This is a genomic window from Ensifer adhaerens (assembly GCF_020035535.1).
Lineage (GTDB): Bacteria > Pseudomonadota > Alphaproteobacteria > Rhizobiales > Rhizobiaceae > Ensifer.
Genome location: NZ_CP083350.1, coordinates 2,472,027 through 2,492,216, shown reverse-complemented (window position 1 = coordinate 2,492,216; position 20,190 = coordinate 2,472,027). Strand labels below are relative to the sequence as shown.

At 63.9% G+C, this 20,190-nt stretch carries 18 protein-coding genes; 14 read left to right on the top strand and 4 right to left on the bottom strand.

What is annotated here, in order from left to right:
* Positions 1 to 64 precede the first annotated feature (64 nt).
* The 3 genes from LAC81_RS31490 (at position 65) to LAC81_RS31480 (ending at position 4,619) form a co-directional block, all read left to right on the top strand.
* Positions 65 to 2,626, top strand: a complete 2,562-nt coding sequence (locus LAC81_RS31490; protein ID WP_223728577.1) for a fused MFS/spermidine synthase — start codon at positions 65 to 67, stop codon at positions 2,624 to 2,626.
* A 206-nt stretch (positions 2,627 to 2,832) separates the two neighbouring features.
* Positions 2,833 to 3,369 carry an L-2-amino-thiazoline-4-carboxylic acid hydrolase gene (locus LAC81_RS31485; RefSeq protein ID WP_223728576.1) on the top strand — a complete coding sequence of 179 codons (537 nt, stop codon included), beginning with the start codon at positions 2,833 to 2,835 and terminating at the stop codon, positions 3,367 to 3,369.
* Positions 3,366 to 4,619, top strand: coding sequence for a Zn-dependent hydrolase (locus LAC81_RS31480; protein ID WP_223728575.1), 1,254 nt, complete (start codon positions 3,366 to 3,368; stop codon positions 4,617 to 4,619). The genes LAC81_RS31485 and LAC81_RS31480 overlap by 4 nt, the downstream gene beginning before the upstream one ends.
* 75 nt (positions 4,620 to 4,694) lie before the next feature.
* Here the strand turns inward: LAC81_RS31480 and LAC81_RS31475 are convergent, their stop codons facing one another.
* The 3 genes from LAC81_RS31475 to LAC81_RS31465 form a co-directional block, all read right to left on the bottom strand.
* Entirely contained in the window at positions 4,695 to 5,372 is a 678-nt protein-coding gene (locus tag LAC81_RS31475) for an isochorismatase family protein (RefSeq protein ID WP_223728574.1), read from the bottom strand.
* 106 nt (positions 5,373 to 5,478) lie between these two features.
* Positions 5,479 to 6,120, bottom strand: a complete 642-nt coding sequence (locus tag LAC81_RS31470; protein WP_223728573.1) for a hydrolase — start codon at positions 6,118 to 6,120, stop codon at positions 5,479 to 5,481.
* Positions 6,121 to 6,225: 105 nt separating this feature from the next.
* A complete protein-coding gene (locus tag LAC81_RS31465; RefSeq protein ID WP_223728572.1) occupies positions 6,226 to 7,095 on the bottom strand; it encodes a pirin family protein in 870 nt (289 codons plus the stop codon).
* Positions 7,096 to 7,216: 121 nt separating this feature from the next.
* Here LAC81_RS31465 and LAC81_RS31460 point away from each other — a divergent pair, with 121 nt between their 5' ends.
* A complete protein-coding gene (locus LAC81_RS31460) occupies positions 7,217 to 8,137 on the top strand; it encodes a LysR family transcriptional regulator (protein WP_223728571.1) in 921 nt (306 codons plus the stop codon).
* A gap of 18 nt (positions 8,138 to 8,155) precedes the next feature.
* Here LAC81_RS31460 and LAC81_RS31455 read toward each other — a convergent pair whose 3' ends face one another.
* A complete protein-coding gene (locus LAC81_RS31455; RefSeq protein ID WP_223728570.1) occupies positions 8,156 to 9,385 on the bottom strand; it encodes an ROK family transcriptional regulator in 1,230 nt (409 codons plus the stop codon).
* 231 nt (positions 9,386 to 9,616) lie between these two features.
* Here LAC81_RS31455 and LAC81_RS31450 point away from each other — a divergent pair, with 231 nt between their 5' ends.
* The 10 genes from LAC81_RS31450 (at position 9,617) to cysW (ending at position 20,189) form a co-directional block, all read left to right on the top strand.
* Positions 9,617 to 10,855 (top strand): extracellular solute-binding protein, encoded by a 1,239-nt coding sequence (locus tag LAC81_RS31450; protein ID WP_223728569.1) that lies wholly within the window; start codon positions 9,617 to 9,619, stop codon positions 10,853 to 10,855.
* Between the two features lie 179 nt (positions 10,856 to 11,034).
* Complete coding sequence (locus LAC81_RS31445; protein ID WP_223728568.1) at positions 11,035 to 11,916, top strand: carbohydrate ABC transporter permease; 882 nt, start codon at positions 11,035 to 11,037, stop codon at positions 11,914 to 11,916.
* Positions 11,916 to 12,761, top strand: coding sequence for a carbohydrate ABC transporter permease (locus LAC81_RS31440; protein ID WP_113535742.1), 846 nt, complete (start codon positions 11,916 to 11,918; stop codon positions 12,759 to 12,761). The genes LAC81_RS31445 and LAC81_RS31440 overlap by 1 nt, the downstream gene beginning before the upstream one ends.
* Before the next feature lie 5 nt (positions 12,762 to 12,766).
* On the top strand, positions 12,767 to 13,783 hold the full coding sequence (locus tag LAC81_RS31435) for an SIS domain-containing protein (protein ID WP_223728567.1): 1,017 nt from the start codon (positions 12,767 to 12,769) through the stop codon (positions 13,781 to 13,783).
* Positions 13,784 to 13,786: 3 nt separating this feature from the next.
* On the top strand, positions 13,787 to 14,722 hold the full coding sequence (locus LAC81_RS31430) for a PfkB family carbohydrate kinase (protein WP_223728566.1): 936 nt from the start codon (positions 13,787 to 13,789) through the stop codon (positions 14,720 to 14,722).
* Entirely contained in the window at positions 14,719 to 15,804 is a 1,086-nt protein-coding gene (locus LAC81_RS31425; protein ID WP_223728565.1) for an ABC transporter ATP-binding protein, read from the top strand. The genes LAC81_RS31430 and LAC81_RS31425 overlap by 4 nt, the downstream gene beginning before the upstream one ends.
* A gap of 104 nt (positions 15,805 to 15,908) precedes the next feature.
* Positions 15,909 to 16,967 carry a D-TA family PLP-dependent enzyme gene (locus LAC81_RS31420; RefSeq protein ID WP_223728564.1) on the top strand — a complete coding sequence of 353 codons (1,059 nt, stop codon included), beginning with the start codon at positions 15,909 to 15,911 and terminating at the stop codon, positions 16,965 to 16,967.
* Positions 16,968 to 17,292: 325 nt separating this feature from the next.
* Positions 17,293 to 18,330, top strand: a complete 1,038-nt coding sequence (locus LAC81_RS31415) for a sulfate ABC transporter substrate-binding protein (protein WP_419195858.1) — start codon at positions 17,293 to 17,295, stop codon at positions 18,328 to 18,330.
* Between the two features lie 118 nt (positions 18,331 to 18,448).
* On the top strand, positions 18,449 to 19,309 hold the full coding sequence (gene cysT / locus LAC81_RS31410; protein ID WP_419195859.1) for a sulfate ABC transporter permease subunit CysT: 861 nt from the start codon (positions 18,449 to 18,451) through the stop codon (positions 19,307 to 19,309).
* A gap of 22 nt (positions 19,310 to 19,331) precedes the next feature.
* Positions 19,332 to 20,189: a sulfate ABC transporter permease subunit CysW gene (cysW, locus tag LAC81_RS31405; protein ID WP_419195907.1), complete on the top strand. Its 858-nt coding sequence runs from the start codon at positions 19,332 to 19,334 to the stop codon at positions 20,187 to 20,189.
* Position 20,190 lies beyond the last annotated feature (1 nt).

Genomic DNA, 20,190 nt, shown 5'->3' with positions numbered 1-20,190 from the left:
GTCATCGAAGGCGGCGCCGAAGCGCCGCCTTCTCTTCTTGCCTTTGCTGAAAACGGCGTGCCGCATGACCACGAAGAACAGTCCGCCTGCACAAACGGCGTCTCTTGGCGATCAGACCGACGCCGGCACGATCGAGCAACGGTCGGGCGCCTTCGGACTGGCGAGCGCCGCGTTCATGCTATTCCTCTCCGGCACTACCGCGCTAATTTTCCAGGTTCTCTGGATCAAACAGCTCTCGCTCGTCACCGGCGTCGATGTCTACGCGGTCAGCACCGGGGTCAGCGCCTTCTTCCTCGGCCTTGCACTCGGCAGCTTCACTCTCGGCCGCGTCAGTGACCGCTCCTCGCAACCGCTCCGCCTCTATGCCCTGCTCGAAACGGGCGTTGCCGCGCTCGGCACGTGCGTCACGCTCGTCCTTTCAAATATCGCTCCGCTCTTCGTCGCGATCGAAAGTACCAGCGCCCTCCTAGCCTGGGCCGTGCTGGTTCTCATCGTCGCCACGCCTGCCTTCCTGATGGGTGGAACCCTGCCCGTGCTACTCCGCGCCCTTGAGGGAGCACCGGGCGACGTCGGAACGAAAGGCGGCCGTCTTTATGCCGCCAACACGCTCGGCGCCATCCTCGGCTGCCTTGCGGTTTCCTTCGTCCTAATCCCTGCGCTCGGTGTGCAGACGACCGGACTGGTGGCGGCCGGCCTTGGACTTGTCGCCGCGGCCATCGCGCTTTTGCTGCGCAGCACGAGCGCGGATGTCTCCGTGCGAAAGGAGCGGCCGGCCGAGACGCTCAGCGGCGGCGGATCGCGCCTGGCACTCGTTCTATATGCCATCGCCGGCGGGATCGCACTTGGCTATGAGGTCGCCTGGTCCCAGGCGATCGTTCAGTTCATCTCCACCCGCTCCTTCGCCTTTTCGGTGGTGCTCGCCGCCTATCTCGCCGGCCTCGCGCTCGGTGCCGCGCTCTTTGCGCGCCGGACCGACCGGCTCTCCGATCCTTGGAGCACCTTCGGACTGCTCATCACCCTGGCCGGCCTCGTGGCGCTCGCCGAATTTGCGTTGCTCGGCCCCTGGCTCACCGCGATCCAGACCAGCGCTGAAGCGGCCGTCGCCGGCGCTACCGGCAGCATTTTCGCCGGCATGTGCGCTCGATTCCTGGTAGCGGGCCTCACCATCGTCTTCGTGCCGACACTGATCCTCGGCGCCGCCTTCCCGGTTGTCCTCAGGCTCGCCGTCGATCCTCACCATGTCGGCCGCGATACCGGCCGGGTTCTGGCGCTCAACACGCTCGGCGGCATCGCCGGCACACTTCTGACCGGTTTCGTGCTGATCCCAAGCTTCGGCATCATCCGAAGTTTCGCCGCACTCGCCGTCGTCGCGGCCGTAATCGGTCTCGTTGCTGTCAGCCGCGGACATGGCGGTTGGAAGGGCTGGCGCCTCGCGGCGCCCGTGCTCGGTGCCCTCACCGTGCTGATCGCGATCACAGTGCCTTCAGACCGGCTGGCGAACCTGTTGAACCTTTCGCGCGGCAACGGCACGATCGTTTCCTACGAGGAAGGCCTCGGCGCCACCGTCGCCGTCATCGAACAGGGCCAGCAGGACCGCCGCTTCCGCCGTCTCTATATCCAGGGTGTTTCCAACACCGGCGATGCGATGCCGTCGCTACGCTACATGCGGCTGCAGGCACTGCTGCCGCTGATCATCCACAAAGGCGAGCCGAAATCGGCCCTTGTCATCGGCCTTGGCACCGGCATTACCGCCGGCTCGCTACTGGCCTATCCCGGCCTCGACCAGCGTGTTGCCGCCGAACTGCTGCCCTCCGTCGCCCGCGCCTCGGCGCTGTTTGCCGGCAACTTCAATGCGGCTGGTGATAATCGCCTCGAAGTGCGTGTCACGGATGGTCGTCGCGAACTGATGCGCAGCGCTGACCGCTACGACCTGATCACGCTCGAGCCGCCGCCACCGTCGGCCGCCGGCGTCGTCAATCTCTATTCGTCAGACTTCTACCAGCTGGCGCGCGAGCGCCTTGCACCGAACGGTCTCGTTGCACAGTGGCTGCCAATCGCCACCCAGAACGACGAGGACACCCGCGCCCTCGTGCGCAGCTTCCTCGACAGTTTCCCCGATGCCACGCTCTGGTCGACCGAACTGCACGAGATGCTGCTCATCGGCTCCGTCGAGCCGCAGGAGCTTGACGCGGTGCGCATTGCCGATCGGCTGGCCGATCCGACCCTTGCTGGGGCACTCGGCGAAGTCGGCATCGGCAGCGCTGCGGATTTGTTGGCCACCTGGATGACCGACCGCGCCGGGCTTGAGCGCTATGCCGGTTCCACGCTGCCGGTCACGGACGACCAGCCACGGATCGAATATGCGAGCTGGGTTCGCCCCGACGAGCTGCAGCGGACGCTGCCAAACCTCGTCACCCTCAGCAGCAAGGCACCACTCGTCGGAGCGGACGCGGCACTCGAAAGATCTGTATCCGATGCCCACAACCGCCTGATGCTCTTCTATCAGGCCTCGCTCAACGCCTATGCCGGCTATCGGGACGAATGGGCGCGCGACATGGAATTGCTGATGCGCGTGGAGCCGGGCAATCCCTATTACCGCTGGTTCGTTTCGAACAGTGAGCGCTGATCGCCGCCGCCGAATCTCGGCTCTCACGCGACCGCGGCTCGCGTAGCGTTGGGCGCTCCGAGACTAATTCCTGCATAGCGGCCAAACTGCGCAAAATATTTGCACAACACGAAACGCTACCGGCACAGATTTGCAACACAGAGGCATCGCCGGCGTAGTATCTTGGCCCCTGTTGATCTGCCCTGGGGCAGACAGGGAGGCATTCCATGGAAAAGACGGACGAACAAAACACCGAAACCACCTCGCGCGCCGCGATGAACGGCGAGATCGGCATTCTAGCCCGCCGCCGCATCGAGGCCGGGATCATCGCGCCGATCTACGAGGCGATGCGTGAGGAGATCGGCGAGGAGCGCGCCCAGGCGATCCTCGACAAGGCAATCACGAAGGCCGCGATCGAGGCGGGGCGGACCTTTGCCGCAAAGACGCCCGGCGGCACCAATCTTCGGACTTTCCAGGAACTGCAGGATCTCTGGACCCAGGACGACGCGCTTGTCATCGAAGTGACGAAGGCGACGGACGAGGAATTCCACTACAATGTGAAGCGCTGTCGCTACGCCGAGACCTATCGCGAGATGGGGCTCGGCCATATCGGACATCTGCTGTCCTGCAACCGCGACGGCGTTTTCTGCACCGGGTACGATCCGCGCATCACGCTGGAGCGCAGCCAGACCGTGATGCAGGGCGCGACCCATTGCGATTTCCGCTACCGGCTCAACAAGGATGCCCCGGAGCAGCCGAAGTGAGCGCCGAAGCCTTGAGCACTGACCGCGTCCGCATCAACACGCCGGCCACAAACGGCGACCGGCTGTGGGGCGACATCGTTTCGACCGCGCGCTTCGGCGCTGCGGACAAGGGCGGCGTCACCCGACTGACATTGACCGAGGAGGATCGTCGGGTTCGCGACTGGTTCGTCGCCGAATGCCGGGCGCTCGGCTGCACGGTCGAAGTTGACGGCATCGGCAATATCTTTGCGACCTATGCCGGCGAAGACATGTCGCTGCCGGCAATCGCCGTCGGCAGCCATCTCGACACGCAGCCGCAAGGCGGCCGGTTCGACGGCATCCTCGGCGTGCTGGCCGGGGTCGAGATTCTGCGTACCCTCGAGGAAGCCTCCACGCGGCTCCGTCATCCACTGACGGTCATCAACTGGACGAACGAGGAGGGCTCGCGCTTCTCGCCGGCGATGATGGGCTCCGGCGTCTTTGCCGGTGCACTTGCGCTCGATGCAACTCAGGCGCTCGCGGACCGTGAAGGCATAGCGGTCGGCACCGCCCTCGATGCGATCGGCTATCGTGGCGAGGCAAGGATCGATCCGGCCGCCTTTTCGGCCTATGTCGAGCTGCATATCGAGCAGGGACCGCTGCTGGAAGCATCCGCAACCGAGATCGGTGTCGTCACTGGTATCCAAGGGCTACGCTGGTTCGATATTGCCATGTCCGGCACCGAAGCCCATGCCGGCAGCACGCCGATGGCGCAGCGCGACGATGCGCTCGTCGCGGCGGCGGAAATCGTCCTCGCTGTCCGCGACATCGCCCGCCAAAACCCACCGGGTGTCGGTACGGTCGGCTTCGTCGACGTCGGCCCCAATTCACGCAACGTCGTGCCGGGTTCCGTTCGGCTGCAGATCGACATGCGCCATCCGTCCGAAGCCGGCCTCGACCAGATGGAAGCGGCCTTGCAGCAGGCGGTTGGCAGGGCCGGTGCCCGCGCCGAACTGAAACGCATCTGGTCAAAGGCACCCGTCGTCTTTGCACCCTCGATCGTGGATGCGGTGCGCAATAGCGCCGAAGCACTCGGCTATTCGGCAACGGACATCGTTTCCGGCGCCGGGCATGATGCCGCCCATATTGCGACGATCATGCCGACCGCCATGATCTTCGTGCCCTCCAAGGACGGGCTTTCGCACAATGAAGCGGAATATACCGCGCCCGAAGAATGCGCCCGCGGAGCCGAGGTCCTGTTCCAGACCATCCTGGAAATCGACCGCCGCTGATCACCAATGTAAAACACCCACGGCAGATCGCCTGCCGTGGGTGTTTTCGTTCGTTTGCGTGACGAGGATGTGGCCTTAGCCACGCTGGGAGTCGAGCTTTTCCTGATCCTTCTCGACCTGCTGCGCCTTGAGGTAGCTTTCGATCAGCAACTGATATTCCGGGAAGATCTTGGTGTAGATCTCGGCCCATTGCTGGGCGTCGTCGCGATGCCAGGTGCGCTGCAGCTCGGAGGCAACCGCTGCCGTATCCATCGGCACCACGCCGGCCTGGACGACGCGGGCGAGGGTGATTTCCTCTGCCATCTTCGAATAGGTGCCTGAGGCATCGACGACCGCGAAAACCTTGTAGCCATCATAGACGGCGCTGATCGCCGGGAACGCCATGCAGACGCTAGTGATCGTGCCGGCGATGATCAGGGTCTTGCGGCAGGTTTCCTTGACGGCGGCGACGAAGTCCGGATTGTCCCAGGCGTTGATCTCGCCGCGGCGGGCGACGTATTTGGCATGTGGTGCATTGGCATGGATTTCCGGGATCAGCGGGCCGTTCGGGCCCTGCGGCACGGAGGCCGTGGTGATGACCGGCATCTTGGTCAGCGTCGCCATGCTGGCAAGCGCCGCTGCGTGGGCACGAAGCTTCGGCATCGGCATGTCGTTAACGGTCTGGAACAGGCCGCTCTGGTGGTCGATCAAAAGCATCACCGCATCATCGGGATCGATGACCGGGCGCTGTCCGTTGAAGTTTGCAGGGGTCATGGTCTTGCTCCTTGTTGGAACGCAGGCATGCGTTCGGGTTCGCCGAAACACGTGCGCTTCGGCGTTTGGGGTGGGGCGCGGCGGTCAGCCGCGCCCTCGTTTTCGGTTATTCGGATTTGTCGTAAGAGAACTGGATGCCGGCGGTGCCACCGGTCTCGATGAATAGGTTCATGAAGGCGGCTGCCGTGTCCTTGCGCTGCCAGTCACGCTGCAGCTCGCAGAAGAGTTGGGGCACGCTGATCATCTGGCCGCCCGCCTGGTCGATCCGGCGCAATGCGGCCTCATGCGCAGCGACGGAGGTGCCGCCGACAGCATCAACCGGGACATAGACCTCGTAGCCCGCCTTCAGGGCGTCGAGCGCCGGAAATGTCAGGCATGCTTCGGTCCAGAGCGCGGTCATGATCAGTTTCTTGCGACCGGCCTTTTCCACCGCCTGACGGAATTCGACGTCTTCCCAGGAATTGATCGAGGTCCGGTCGTAGGTCGGGAACTCCTTCAATACCCGATTGACCTGCGGGATCGGCGGTTTGTTCAGCCCGGTCTTCACGTTGACCGTCGAATGCACGATCGGCAGCCCATAGACGACAGCGGCCTTGGCCGCGCCGCAGATGTTGTTGATCAGCAGTTGTCGGTCCATCGACGCGATCGAGTTCACCTGGACCGGTTGGTAGTCAATGATGATGAAGGTCGAGTTGGCAGGGGTCAGCAGATGATCCTTTGAAGGATCACGAATTGCTTCACTGGTCATGGTCGTCTCCTTCCTTCCATGCTCGAGATAGTCGGCGGAACCTACCGCCGCCGGACCGCCCGAGCGTCGGTCCGGGACACGGGCACCTGGCAGTCTGAGCCGGCGCTAGGCGCTCGCGATCTTGCCGAAGCGGCCGGACTGAAAGTCCGCCATCGCCTGCCTGATTTCCTGCTCGGTGTTCATGACGAACGGGCCGTACATGGCGACCGGTTCGTCGATCGGCTCGCCCGTGAGGACGAGCGCCGTCACGTCGGAGCTCGCATCCAGTGTAACGCCGCCGCCGTCACGGCCGAAGAGAACAAATTGCGCCTCGCCGACGAGATCGCTGCCATTGACCAGAACATTGCCGCGCAGGACCGCCAGACCTGCCGAATGACCCTCGGGCAGATCGAGACCGAGTGCACCTTGCTGCTTCAGACGCAGGTCCCAGAGATTGACGGGAGTGAAGGTGCGGGCAGGCCCTTGCGCCCCCGCATAACGCCCGGCAATCACCCGCAGTGCTCCGGCGCCATCCGGCAGGTTCACGGTGGGAATGTCGCGATCGAGCAAGGTCTGGTACCCCGGTTCGACGCTCTTGCTGGCGGCCGGCAGGTTGACCCAGAGTTGGACCATTTCGAGCGTACCGCCCTCTCGGGTGAAGCGCTCCGAATGAAACTCCTCGTGCAGGATACCGCCTGCGGCCGTCATCCACTGGACGTCGCCCGGGCCGATATGGCCGCCATTGCCGGCGGAGTCGCGATGGTCGACCTCGCCCTGGTAGACGATCGTCACCGTCTCGAAGCCGCGGTGCGGGTGGACGCCGACGCCGCGCGGCGTCACACCCGGCGCAAAATTCGTCGGCCCCGCATAGTCGAGCAGCAGGAACGGGCTGGCGTGATCGCCCGCGCGGTCACGCGCCAGTAGCGAGCGGACCGGGAAACCGTCACCGACCCAATGCGGATGCGCATTCCCAAAGATGCCGAGTATCTTTCTCATGGCTGTTTCTCCTTGGCCTCGCCGTTTCAGCGAGAGCGTTGGAGGGAAGATATGACTGCACCAAATCTAGCGGTAGACGGCCAAATCGGACTATTGTGTCCTGAAAACAGGACAAAGACCCATGCAGGATTTGAACGACCTCAAGCTGTTTGTCGACGTGGTCGAGCAGAACGGCTTTGCTGCGGCTGCCCGCAAGCTCAACATGCCGCGCTCACGGCTGAGCCGCCGCATCGGTCTTCTGGAAGAGCGGCTCGGGGTGCGGCTCGTGCAGCGATCGACGCGCCACTTCGTCATCACCGAGATCGGCCGGGAGTATTACCGCCATTGCGTCGCCATGCTGGTGGAGGCCGAGGCGGCACAGGAGATGATCGACCGTACCCGTTCCGAGCCGCAGGGCGTTGTGCATGTCAGCTGCCCGTCGTCGGTCGTCTATTTCCAGGTCGGCGAAATGATCGCCCGGTTCATGGCCGAATGTCCGAAGGTCGAGGTCGTGCTCGAGAGCACCAATCGCCGCGTCGATGTCCTGCGCGAGGGCATCGATGTCGCGATCCGCGTGCGCTTCCCGCCGCTTGAGGAAAACGACCTGGTCGTCAAACGCTTTGCCGAAAGCAAGCAACGGCTGGTCGCCAGCCCCAGGCTGCTTGCCGGAATGAGCACGCCGCCGGCACCGGCCGATCTCAGCGCCCTTCCGAGCCTTGCCTGGAACCCCGACCGCCAGAGCCACGACTGGCGGCTCGACGGCCCCAATGGCGCGACCGCGATCGTCAGGCACCGGCCACGTCTCGTAACCGAAGATATGGTGGCCCTGCGGCTCGCCGCGCTCAATGGCGTCGGCATCTGTCAGCTTCCGACGATGGTGGTACGGCAGGACCTGAAGGACGGTACGCTCGTCGACGTGCTGCCGGATTGGGCACCGAAAGCCGGCATCATCCATGCGGCCTTTCCCTCGCGCCGTGGGTTGCTTCCCTCCGTCCGCGCCCTGCTCGATTTTCTTGGCGCCGAATTTTCGGAGCTGGCCCGCCTGGACGAGCCTCGCACCTGATCGGTGACCGGCTGACAATCACACCGCGGCACTGACCCGCGTCTTGAGGATCGCGGAGAAGCGCGGATCGAAAGTGCGGCTGATCGGCTCTGCCGCTGCACCGATCGCCACCGCCCAGGGGTCGGTGAAACCGATCTGGAGACGCGGAAGGCTTCGGTCGCGACGGTCAGCTATCGAAGGAAGCAGCGGCATCATCGCCTCGACCAGCAGACGCGCGAGCCCCGGCGGAAGGCCGCCGCACAGGATCACCGTCTGCGGGTCGAAGATCGTTTCGAGCGCCTGGACCGCGGCGCGCAGTTCAAAGACGGACGCATCGAGCCAGCGCCGCACCCGCTCGTCCGGGCCGGCGGCAATCGCATCGATATGGGCATAAAGCTCAGGGTCCGCGGGATCGAGGTCGAGCAGCCTGCAGAGCGAAGCGATCGAGGCGCGATGTTCGAGTGGCGTGCGTTCATCCAGCGATGCACCACGCGGCAGGCTGAGGATCATGCCGATCTCGCCGGCATTACCGTTGGCGCCACGGTAGAGTTCGCCGTCGAGGATCAGCCCGGCGCCAAGGCCGTAGCCGAGATAGATGCAGACGGCATGGTCGACGCCGTGCGCAGCGCCTACCATGCGCTCAGCGGTGGCCGCCGCAGCTGCGTCGTTCTGCAGGCCGACATCGAGCCCCGTGCCGGCGGCAAGCGTCTCGAGCAACGGAAAATTCTGCCACGCCGCCATCATCCAGGTGTCGTCGTCATCCGCCTCGATACCGAAGGGGCCGGGCATTGCCGCACCGAGGCCGACGAGCCGGTCTTCCGACTGCGGCGCGATCTCGGTCAGGTCCCCGCGTGTCTTCTCGATCAGTTCGAGGATCGTCCGGACACCCGTCGCCGGCCCACCGGCCGGCAGGTTGGCCTCGCAACGCACGAGCACCCGACCGACGAGGTCGACTGCAATGGTCCGCGTCACATGGCGGTCGATCTGCAGGCCGATCGCGAAAGCGCCCTCTGGCACGAGGCGATAGGGCGTCGACGGCTGCCCACGGCCGTTACGCACCGCTTCCAGCGATTCGACCAACCCGTCCCGCTCCAGATCCTCGATGATGTTGGAGACCGTCTGCTTCGTGAGCGCCGTCGCGCGGGCAAGGTCCGCCCGGGACAACTGGCCATTCAAACGCAGAGCGTCGATCATGACGCGCCGGTTGTGTGCGCTCGTCCCCTCCTGGTTGGTGCCGCTCTTCGCCCGGATCAGGCGCATATCGTTCATCCAAAAACCCCTCTTGACACTGTTAGAATATTGAACAAAAAATAAGTCAAGACAATTGACTTAATAGGAGCCCAAAAGAGCTCCGGGGGAACGAAAGCGATGGCAGCAAAAGCCGTCGCGAGCGATCCAATTGATATGTCGACGGCCGCTCGGAAACGGACGGATTTCTCGCATACGGCGCACCTAGACGCGTCGACGAAAGCTGAAACGCTCAGGATACTGGAGGAAATCATGTTGAAATCGATAAGAACCACGCTGCTTTGCGCGACCCTTGCCGGCGTCTCCTTCGTTGGCCACGCGCATGCGGAAACGACACTCAACGCGCTCTTCATGGCCCAGGCCGCCTATAGCGAGGCGGATGTACGCGCCATGACCGAGGCCTTCACCAAGGCCAACCCGGACGTGAAGGTCAATCTCGAATTCGTTCCCTATGAGGGCTTGCACGACAAGACCGTGCTGGCACAGGGCTCCGGCGGCGGCTACGACGTCGTGCTCTTCGACGTCATCTGGCCGGCCGAATATGCGGCCAACAAGGTTCTCGTCGACGTCACCGACCGGATCACCGACGAGATGAAGTCCGGCGTGCTGCCGGGCGCCTGGACGACCGTCGAATATGACAGCAAGCGCTACGGCATGCCGTGGATCCTCGACACCAAATACCTGTTCTACAACAAGGAAATCCTGGAGAAGGCCGGCATCAAGGCGCCGCCGAAGACCTGGGACGAGCTTGCCGAGCAAGCCAAGGTCATCAAGGACAAGGGTCTGCTTGCAACCCCGATCGCCTGGAGCTGGTCGCAGGCCGAAGCCGCGATCTGCGACTACACCACCCTCGTCAGCGCCTATGGCGGCAAGTTCATCGATGGCGGCAAGCCGGCCTTCACGTCCGGCGGCGGTCTCGATGCGCTCAACTACATGGTGAAAAGCTATTCGTCGGGCCTCACCAATCCGAACTCCAAGGAGTTTCTGGAGGAAGACGTCCGCAAGGTGTTCCAGAACGGCGAAGCCGCCTTCGCTCTCAACTGGACCTATATGTACAACCTCGCCAACGATCCGAAGGAAAGCAAGGTTGCCGGCAAGGTCGGCGTCGTGCCGGCACCGGGCGTTGCGGGCAAGAGCGAAGTCTCGGCCGTCAACGGTTCGATGGGCCTCGGCATCACGTCGACCAGCAAGAACCCGGATGAGGCGTGGAAGTACATCGTCTACATGACCTCGCAGCAGACGCAGAACGCCTACGCCAAACTCAGCCTGCCGATCTGGGCCTCTTCCTATGAGGATGCCAGCGTCACCAAGGGCCAGGAAGAACTGATCGGCGCCGCCAAGCTCGGCCTCGCGGCCATGTATCCGCGTCCGACGACCCCGAAATACCAGGAACTTTCGACTGCCCTTCAGCAGGCGATCCAGGAAGCCCTGCTCGGCCAGGCTTCGCCTGAGGACGCCTTGAAGACGGCGGCCGAAAACAGCGGCCTCTAAGCCGCCCTCCCAAGCCCCGGGCGGGCAACCGCCCGGGGACCGCGGGATTATGCGGCGGCGCGGCCATTCAGGCGCTTTAACACCTTGATTTGGCGCATCATTCGCTTGGGTCGATTACGGTCCGGGGCAATATGCGATAGCATGACGGGGCTCCTAAGGCCCGAGAAGGTTTCCATCCTATGTCCGGCACCTGGATAACAACGCGCGCATGGCTGCTCATGCTGCCGCTGCTGGTGGTCATGATCGCTGTCATCGGCTGGCCGCTGATCGACACGGTCAGGCTCTCCTTCACCGACGCCAAGCTCGTCGGCACGGAAGGCGCGTTCGTCGGCTTCGGCAACTATGCGAAAATGCTTGGCGGCTCGAATTTCCAGCGTGCGTTCATAACGACGACCTGGTTCGCGGTCGTCTCGGTCACGGCGGAAATGGTGCTCGGCGTGCTCGCAGCCCTGCTGCTCAACCAGCAATTCCGCGGCCGCACGGCTCTCAGAGCCCTGATGATCCTGCCCTGGGCGCTGCCGACCGTGGTCAACGCCACGCTGTGGCGGCTGATCTACAATCCGGAATATGGCGCGCTCAATGCCGCCCTCACGCAGATCGGCCTGATCGACAGCTACCGATCCTGGCTCGGCGAACCCAGCTCGGCGCTGACGGCGCTGATCATCGCCGACTGCTGGAAGAACTTCCCCTTGGTCGCGCTGATCGCCCTTGCAGCCCTTCAGGCCGTCCCGCGCGACATCACCGCCGCCTCGCTCGTCGATGGCGCCGGTCCGCTCAATCGCTTCCGCTACGTCATCATGCCCTATCTGGCCGGCCCTCTGCTGGTCGCCCTGGTGCTGCGCACCATCGAGGCCTTCAAGGTGTTCGATCTCATCTGGGTCATGACACGCGGCGGCCCGGCAAACAGCACCCGCACGCTGTCGATCCTTGTCTATCAGGAAGCCTTCTCCTTCCAGCGCGCCGGATCGGGGGCCTCGCTGGCGCTGATCGTGACGCTGCTCGTCACCGTGCTCGCCGTCGCCTACGCCGGCCTGGTGCGCAAAGCTGCAGGAGCATCGTGATGGAACGCCAAAGCCCCGCTTTCACCGTTTTCGTCTACGCAGCCGCACTCCTTTTGGCGGCGATCATACTCGCCCCCATCCTCTGGCTCTTCGTCATGAGCATATCTTCAGCCGCCGACCTCTCGACGAAACCACTCAACTGGTGGCCCAACGAAATCGACCTGTCGCGCTATCAGGTGCTCCTGTCGACGATCGAAAACAGTGCCGGCGCCGCCTTCACCGCCTCGCTGTTCAACAGCCTGAAGGTCGCCGGCATGGCGACGTTGGCCGCGATCGCAGTCGCCATTCCTTCCGCCTGGGCGGTGTCCCGCACCTCAAGCGTCTCCTGGTCGCTCTATGCCGTAATTGCCACCTACATGCTGCCGCCGGTGGCGCTCGCCGTGCCGCTCTATATGGGGCTTGCCTATCTCGGGCTCCTGAATTCCGTATTTGGTCTGGCGCTGGTCTATCTCACCATTTTGGCGCCGTTCACGACCTGGCTGTTGAAGTCCGGTTTCGATTCCATTCCGAAGGAAATCGAGAGCGCGGCAATGATCGACGGCGCCCGCCTCGACCAGATTCTCCGGCTCATCACCTTGCCGCTTGCGGCTCCCGTCATGGCGACGTCGGCACTCTTTGCCTTCCTGCTGGCCTGGGATGAATTCTTCTACGCGCTGCTCTTCACCTCGGACCTGCGAGCCAAGACGCTTACGGTCGCCATTTCCGATCTCGCCGGCGGCCGTGTTTCCGATTACGGGCTGATCGCCACAGCCGGGGTGCTGGCCGCCCTGCCCCCGGTACTGATCGGCCTCGTCATGCAACGTGCCCTTATCTCCGGGCTCACCAGCGGCGGCGTCAAAGGATGACGGCTATGACAACATCGGCACGCCCGGCCGGGCTCGTCGCGATCGACCATGAGATGGCGCGTCAGGCCTCGGACGCGATCGCCTCGTTTCATCAGGCGGTAACTCCCGCCGCGAAGATCGCCGGCTCGCTCAAATCGACCGGCAAGCTCCTTCTGCTCGGCATGGGCGGCTCGCACGCGGTTGGCCGTGCCGTCGAGCCCCTCTACCGTGCCCATGGCATCGACGCGATTGCCCTGCCGCTCTCGGAACAGCTCGGCCAGCCGCTTTCGGTCGAGGGCAAGACGATCCTCGTCACCTCGCAGTCGGGCGAAAGCGCCGAGGTGCTTCGCTGGTTCGGCGAGACCCTTGGCGGAACACCGCATACGTTCGGGTTGACGCTGGAAGGTGGCTCCTTTCTCGCGAAGAATGCGCCTTCGCTCGTCGGCGTCGGCGGGACCGAGAAGGCCTTTGCCGCGACCCGCAGCCTGACGATCAGCTTCGCACTGCACCTCGCCGTCCTCGCCGCCCTCGGCGATGACCCGGCGGGCGCTCTTCATACGCTGGAAAGCCCACAAACGCCCGATACCGCGCCGGCGCTCGCGGCGCTGAACGGCGTCCGGTCAGTCGTCACATCAGGTCGTCGCCTGCAGGGGCTCGCCGAAGCGATCGGCCTTGGGCTGACCGAGCTGTCGCGCCTGCCCTGCTTCTCGCTCGAGGGCGGTCAGCTCAGGCATGGGCCGATGGAAATGCTCGGCCCATCCGTCGGCGTCGTGCTCTTTCGCGGAGCGGATGCGACGGCCGGGCTCGTTCGCGCCATGGCGATCTCCGCCGCCGAAGCCGGCTCGCCCGTCATTGTCTTCGATGCCTCCGGCGAGGCGCCGATCGAAGGCGTCAACACCATTCCGTTTGCGCCGGCTTCAGGCTTAGCGGCGATCTTCGCCATGCTGCCGGTCGCCCAGTCCTTCATGATCGCCTTTGCGGCGGCCCGCGTCGAGAATGCCGGCACCCCGGTGCGCTCGACCAAGATTACCCGGAGCGAATAAACGATGCGTCCTCTTGCCGTGGTCGGCAATGCCAATGTCGATCTCATCCTCGGCCCGGCGGCCCCCTGGCCCAAGGCCGGTACCGAAATCATCGTCGATCACGACGAGCTGCGTGTCGGCGGCTGCGCCGGCAACAGCGCGCTCGCCTGGGATTCGCTCGGCGTCGACTATGCGATCGCCGCCAATGTCGGCAACGACCAGTTCGGCACCTGGCTGAAGGAAGCGTTCCCTGAGCGGTCCAAATCCTGGCCGGTCGAAAATGTCGGAACGACGCTCTCCGTCGGCATCACCCATCCGGACGGAGAGCGCACCTTTTTCACGACCCGCGGGCACCTGCCGCTGCTCACCTTCGAAGAAGTGCGCGCCATGCTCGACGGCGAGAAACTGCGCGGCGGTTACGCACTTCTGACCGGTTCATTCCTGACCGACGCGCTGACGGCGGACTATGATCGCTTCTTCGACTGGGCCTATGCCCACGATGTCGCCGTCGCGCTCGACACCGGCTGGCCGCTCGACGGCTGGACGCAGACGAACTGCGCGGCGACTGTCGGCTGGTTGAAGCACTGCCGGCTGGCCCTTTTTAACGAGGTCGAAACGACCACGCTGACCGGCCTGACCGACCCGACCGAGGCGGCTCACGAACTGCGAAGGCACATGCCCGAGGGCGCGATCGTCGTCGTCAAACGCGGACCGCATGGAGCCATCGCTATCGATGCGGAAGGCCCGATCTCGTCGGCAGAGGCACCCGTGGTCACCGTGGTCGATACGATCGGCGCCGGCGACGTCTTCAATGCAGGGTTCCTGGCGGCACTTGCCGCCGAGATGCCCTTGGAAGCCTGCCTCTCGACCGGCGTCGCCATCGCTTCCCAGGCGATATCCACCCTGCCGCGCAGCTACGGCCAACCGCTTTCGTCCTACCTTCAGGAGACCGGCGCATGAGCGCACTCGCCATCCAGAACATTCACAAGCGCTATGGCGAGGTCGAGACGCTGAAGGGCATCGATATCGATCTCGAGAGCGGCGAGTTCCTGGTGCTCCTCGGGTCGTCCGGCTGCGGCAAGTCGACCCTGCTCAACATCATCGCCGGGCTCGCCGAGCCGAGCGGCGGCGATATCCGTATCGGCGACCGTTCCATTCTCGGCGCGCATCCGAAGGACCGCGACATCGCCATGGTGTTCCAGTCCTATGCGCTCTACCCGAACATGAGCGTCGCGCGCAACATCGGCTTCGGGCTGGAAATGCGAAAGGTTCCGGTCGCCGAACGCGAGAAGGCGGTGAAGGAAACCGCAAAGCTGCTGCAGATCGAGAACCTGCTAGAGCGCAAGCCGAGCCAACTTTCAGGCGGCCAGCGCCAGCGCGTTGCCATCGGCCGTGCACTTGTCCGCAATCCGCAGGTTTTCCTCTTCGATGAGCCGCTTTCCAACCTGGACGCAAAGCTGCGCATGGAGATGCGCACCGAGCTCAAGCGCCTGCACCAGATGCTGAAGACGACGGTCGTCTACGTGACCCACGATCAGATCGAGGCGATGACGCTTGCGACCCGCATCGCGGTCATGCGCGACGGGCGGATCGAGCAACTTGGTACGCCGGAAGAAATCTACGACCGCCCGGCCACGCTCTATGTCGCCGGCTTCGTCGGCTCGCCGCCGATGAACATCCTGAATGCGACCGTCGTGGGAGCTCAGCTGAAGATCGACGGCGACGGCCAGGGGATCGCCCTGCCGGCGCGGCTGCGCAACCTCGTCTCCGAGGGGCAGCGCGTCAGAGCCGGTATTCGACCGGAAGCGCTGCAACTTGCTGCCGGAAGCGAGCCGGCGCCGCTATTCAGGGCCCGCGTCGAGGTGGTGGAACTGACCGGACCTGAACTCGTCACCACTGCTCGGATCGGCGACCAGCGCCTCACCGCCTGCCTGCCGCCGCGCAGTTCGGTCCTTTCGGGTGAAGAACGCGCCTTCACGATCGAAGCGGATGCCCTACATCTCTTCGATCCCGACAGCGGCCGGTCGCTCGCGAAAGACTGACGGTGCCTGCGGGCGACGGTCGGGATTGCTTTAGCAACGGCTTTTCCTTCTTGTGAGAATCGTTCATCACACGTTGTCCCGTGCGATAAGAGGAAGTGACCGCGATGCCCCTGTCGATCGAAACGCCGGCCGTTCTCGTCGATCTCGAGATTGCCAAGCGCAATATCGAGCGCTTCCAGACCTATGCCAATGAACATGGCATTCGCGTCCGCCCGCACATCAAGACGCACAAGCTGCCGCAGATGGCCGAGCTTCAGCTTAAGGCCGGCGCCGTCGGCATCACCTGCCAGAAAGTCACCGAAGCGGAAGCGATGGTCGAAGGCAGCGATCTGATCAAGGATGTGCTGATCACCTACAACATTCTCGGTGAAGCCAAGATGGCGCGGCTGGAGCGTCTCAATGGCCGCGTCGCGCTCGCCGTCGTTGCCGACAGCGAGACCGTCATCGACGGGCTTGCGGGCTATTTCGCCGGCAAGGACAAGCCGCTTCGCGTGTTCGTAGAGTGCAACACGGGCGCTGATCGTTGCGGGGTCGGCGGCCCGGCAGAAGCAGCAAGGCTTGCCCGCCGGATCGAAGATGCGAAGGGACTCGTCTTCGGTGGCCTCATGACCTATCCGCCCGTCAACGGCGAAGTGAAAGTCCAGGCCTTCATGACCGAGGCGAAGCAACTGATCGAGGCCGATGGCATAACTGTCCCCGCCATTACCTCGGGTGGCACGCCCAGCATGATGCATGCCGCCGGCGCCCCGGTTGCCAGCGAGTACCGGCCAGGCACCTACATCTACAACGACCGCTCGCTGGTTTCGCGCGATGTCGCCGGCTGGGACGATTGCGCCCTGACTGTGCTTGCGACCGTCGTCTCGGTTCCCTCCGGAAATCGCGCGATCATTGACGCCGGCAGCAAGGTGCTGACCTCGGACCTGCTGGGGCTCACCGGCTACGGCCATGTGCTCGGCCGCGACGACATCCGCATCGACCAGCTCTCGGAAGAACACGGCCGCCTCGTCACCGACGGCCCGATCAATCTTAAGGTGGGCGACCAGCTCCGCATCGTGCCCAATCATGCCTGTGTCGTGACCAACATGGTTGACGCCGTCCATATCGTCGAAGGCGACGCGCTGAAAGGCATCTGGCCGATCGTTGCTCGCGGTCACGTACTCTAGCGCCGCGCGTTAGAGACCTCTACTCTGCAAAAAACCTGGGTTCGCCTGGAGACCCCGCATGCGCCACGGATGCGGGGGCTGAAGGCTTTCCGACGAGCGTTCACTCAAGCGGTCGAATGGAGAATCGACGCGCCTCCACTGGACAGCGGCATCGCGCCCTCCATGTAATGGTCCTGACGGGCCGGCACGGCCACATTGGGCGGTTGCAGGCAAACCGTTCCCGAAAAGGCGGCGAGAACGATAGGACATTTCCCGTTTGCCGCCTCGTGTGCCATCTGTTTGCGTTGTAGCAGTCGATTAAATTGATAGTTTTATCTGGTAACCGATGGAGGTCGAAATGGTCTTTGGACGAATTACCGGAATGGTGGGACTGGCAATTGTGCTCGGGGGCCTGCAGCTGGGAGCTGCGAGTGTTGCGTTTGCCGACACGACGATCTTGAACGTGTCCTACGATCCGACGCGTGAACTCTATAAGGACTTCAATACTGCCTTCGCTGAGAAATGGAAGGCCGACACCGGCGAGACCGTGACGATCCAGACGTCGCATGGCGGCTCGGGCAAGCAGGCCCGCTCGGTCATCGACGGTCTGCAGGCAGACGTCGTCACGCTGGCGCTCGAAGCCGATATCGATGCGATCGCCAAGGAAACCGGCAAAATCCCGGCGGACTGGAAGTCGAAATTCGAAAACAACAGTGCGCCCTACACCTCGACGATCGTCTTCCTCGTGCGCAAGGGCAACCCCAAGGGCGTCAAGGACTGGAACGATCTGGTGAAGCCGGACATCCAGGTGATCACGCCGAACCCGAAGACCTCGGGCGGCGCGCGCTGGAACTTCCTGGCCGCCTGGGCCTATGGCCGGGCCGCCAATGGTGGTGACGATGCCAAGGCGCAGGAATATGTGACGGAGTTGTTCAAGCACGTTCCGGTGCTCGACACCGGCGCGCGCGGCGCGACGACGACCTTCGTCCAGCGTGGCCTTGGCGACGTGCTGCTCGCCTGGGAAAACGAAGCCTACCTGTCGCTCGAGGAACTCGGTCCAGACAAATTCGAGATCGTGACGCCGTCGATCTCGATCAAGGCCGAGCCGCCGGTGGCGCTCGTTGATGGCAACGTTGATGCCAAGGGCACGCGCAAGGTGGCGGAAGCCTATCTCGGCTACCTCTACAGCGACACCGGCCAGAAGATTGCTGCCAAGCACTACTACCGGCCGTTCAAGCCCGCGGCAGCCGATCCGGCCGATATCGCCCGCTTCGGCGAGTTGAAGCTCGTTACCATCGAAGACTTCGGCGGCTGGAAGGAAGCCCAACCGAAATTCTTCGGCGATGGCGGCGTCTTCGACCAGCTGTACAAGCCGGGCCAGTAAGAACGACCTGAGACGCGCAGCCGGGCAATCCGGCTGCGCGTCTTCGCTTGCACCGCGTCGGGCCATTGGCCGGAGGCGCGGTGGATAACGTTTCGCGAGCTTTACAAAGGTAGTGCCATTGACGGAAGCGACGAAGACTGCGCCGTGGCGGTTTCGCCAGCCGAGTGTTTTGCCTGGATTTGGGTTGTCGCTCGGGATCACGCTGAGCTGGCTGGTTCTGATCGTGTTGATCCCGTTGTCTGGCCTGGTGTTTCGGGCCAGCGGATTGGGCTGGGCCAAGTTCTTTGAGCTGGCGCTCGATCCGCGCACCTTGAACGCGCTGAAGATCTCGTTCGGCACGGCCTTCCTCGCGGCGATCATCAATCTGGTCTTCGGCGTCATCCTCGCCTGGGTGCTGGTGCGCTATCGCTTCCCCGGCAAGCGGGTGATCGACGCCATGGTCGATCTGCCGTTTGCGCTGCCGACCGCGGTTGCCGGCATTGCCCTGACGACGCTTTATGCCCCGAACGGCTGGATCGGCCAGTTCATCGAGCCGCTCGGGTTGAAGATCGCCTTCACCCCCGCCGGCATCGTCGTCGCCTTGATCTTCGTCGGCCTGCCCTTTGTCGTCCGCACCGTGCAGCCGATCATGGAAGAGATCGACAAGGAGGTGGAGGAGGCCGCAGCCACGCTTGGCGCCAGCCGCTTCCAGACGATCAGCCGGGTGCTTTTGCCGGGGCTGCTGCCGGCCGGCCTCACCGGCTTTGCCCTCGCCTTTGCCCGTGGTGTCGGCGAATACGGCTCGGTGATCTTCATCGCCGGCAACCTGCCCTACGTCTCCGAGATCGCCCCGCTGCTGATCGTCATAAGGCTGGAAGAGTTCAATTACGCCGCCGCCACGGCCATTGCCGCGGTGATGCTGGCGATCTCCTTTGCCATGCTGCTCCTCATCAACTCGATCCAGGCCTGGAGCCGGCGGAGATATGTCTATGTCGCATGATCTGACCGCCGGCGCTGGAACCATGCCCGCAGCCAGGCCGCTGCAGGCGGCAACTTCGGAAAGCCGCTTTGCCCGCCTGACGCTGACGATCACCGCTCTTGCCTTCGTCGCACTGTTCTTGCTTCTGCCGCTCGCCGCCGTCTTCACCGAGGCGCTGCGCAAGGGACCGGTCGAGTTCATCGCAGCGCTGGGCGATGCCGAGACCTTCTCGGCGATCCGCCTGACGCTGACGGTCGCGGCCATCGCCGTGCCGCTCAACCTCGTCTTCGGCGTGGCCGCCGCCTGGGCGATCGCCAAGTTCGAGTTCAAGGGCAAGGCCTTCCTGACGACGCTGATCGACCTGCCGTTCTCGGTCTCGCCGGTAATCTCCGGTCTCGTCTTCGTGCTTCTGTTCGGCTCGCACAGCCTGATCGGCCCCTGGCTGCAGAGCCACGGCATCCAGATCCTCTTTGCCGTGCCCGGCCTGGTGCTCGCCACCGTCTTCGTCACCTTCCCCTTCGTTGCCCGCGAGCTGATCCCGCTGATGCAGGAACAGGGATCGAGCGACGAGGAAGCGGCGCTCTCCCTGGGGGCGTCGGGCTGGCAGACCTTCTGGCATGTGACGCTGCCCAACATCAAATGGGGGCTGCTCTACGGCGTTCTGCTCTGCAACGCCCGGGCCATGGGCGAGTTCGGCGCCGTCTCGGTGGTCTCCGGCCATATCCGCGGCGAGACCAACACCATGCCGTTGCAGGTGGAAATCCTCTATAATGAATACAACTTCGTCGCCGCCTTCGCGGTGGCGGCGTTGCTGGCGCTGCTGGCGCTGATCACCCTGATTTTGAAGACGGCGCTGGAGATCCGCTACAGCGCCGAGATCGCCGCCAGCCGCAGGCACTGAA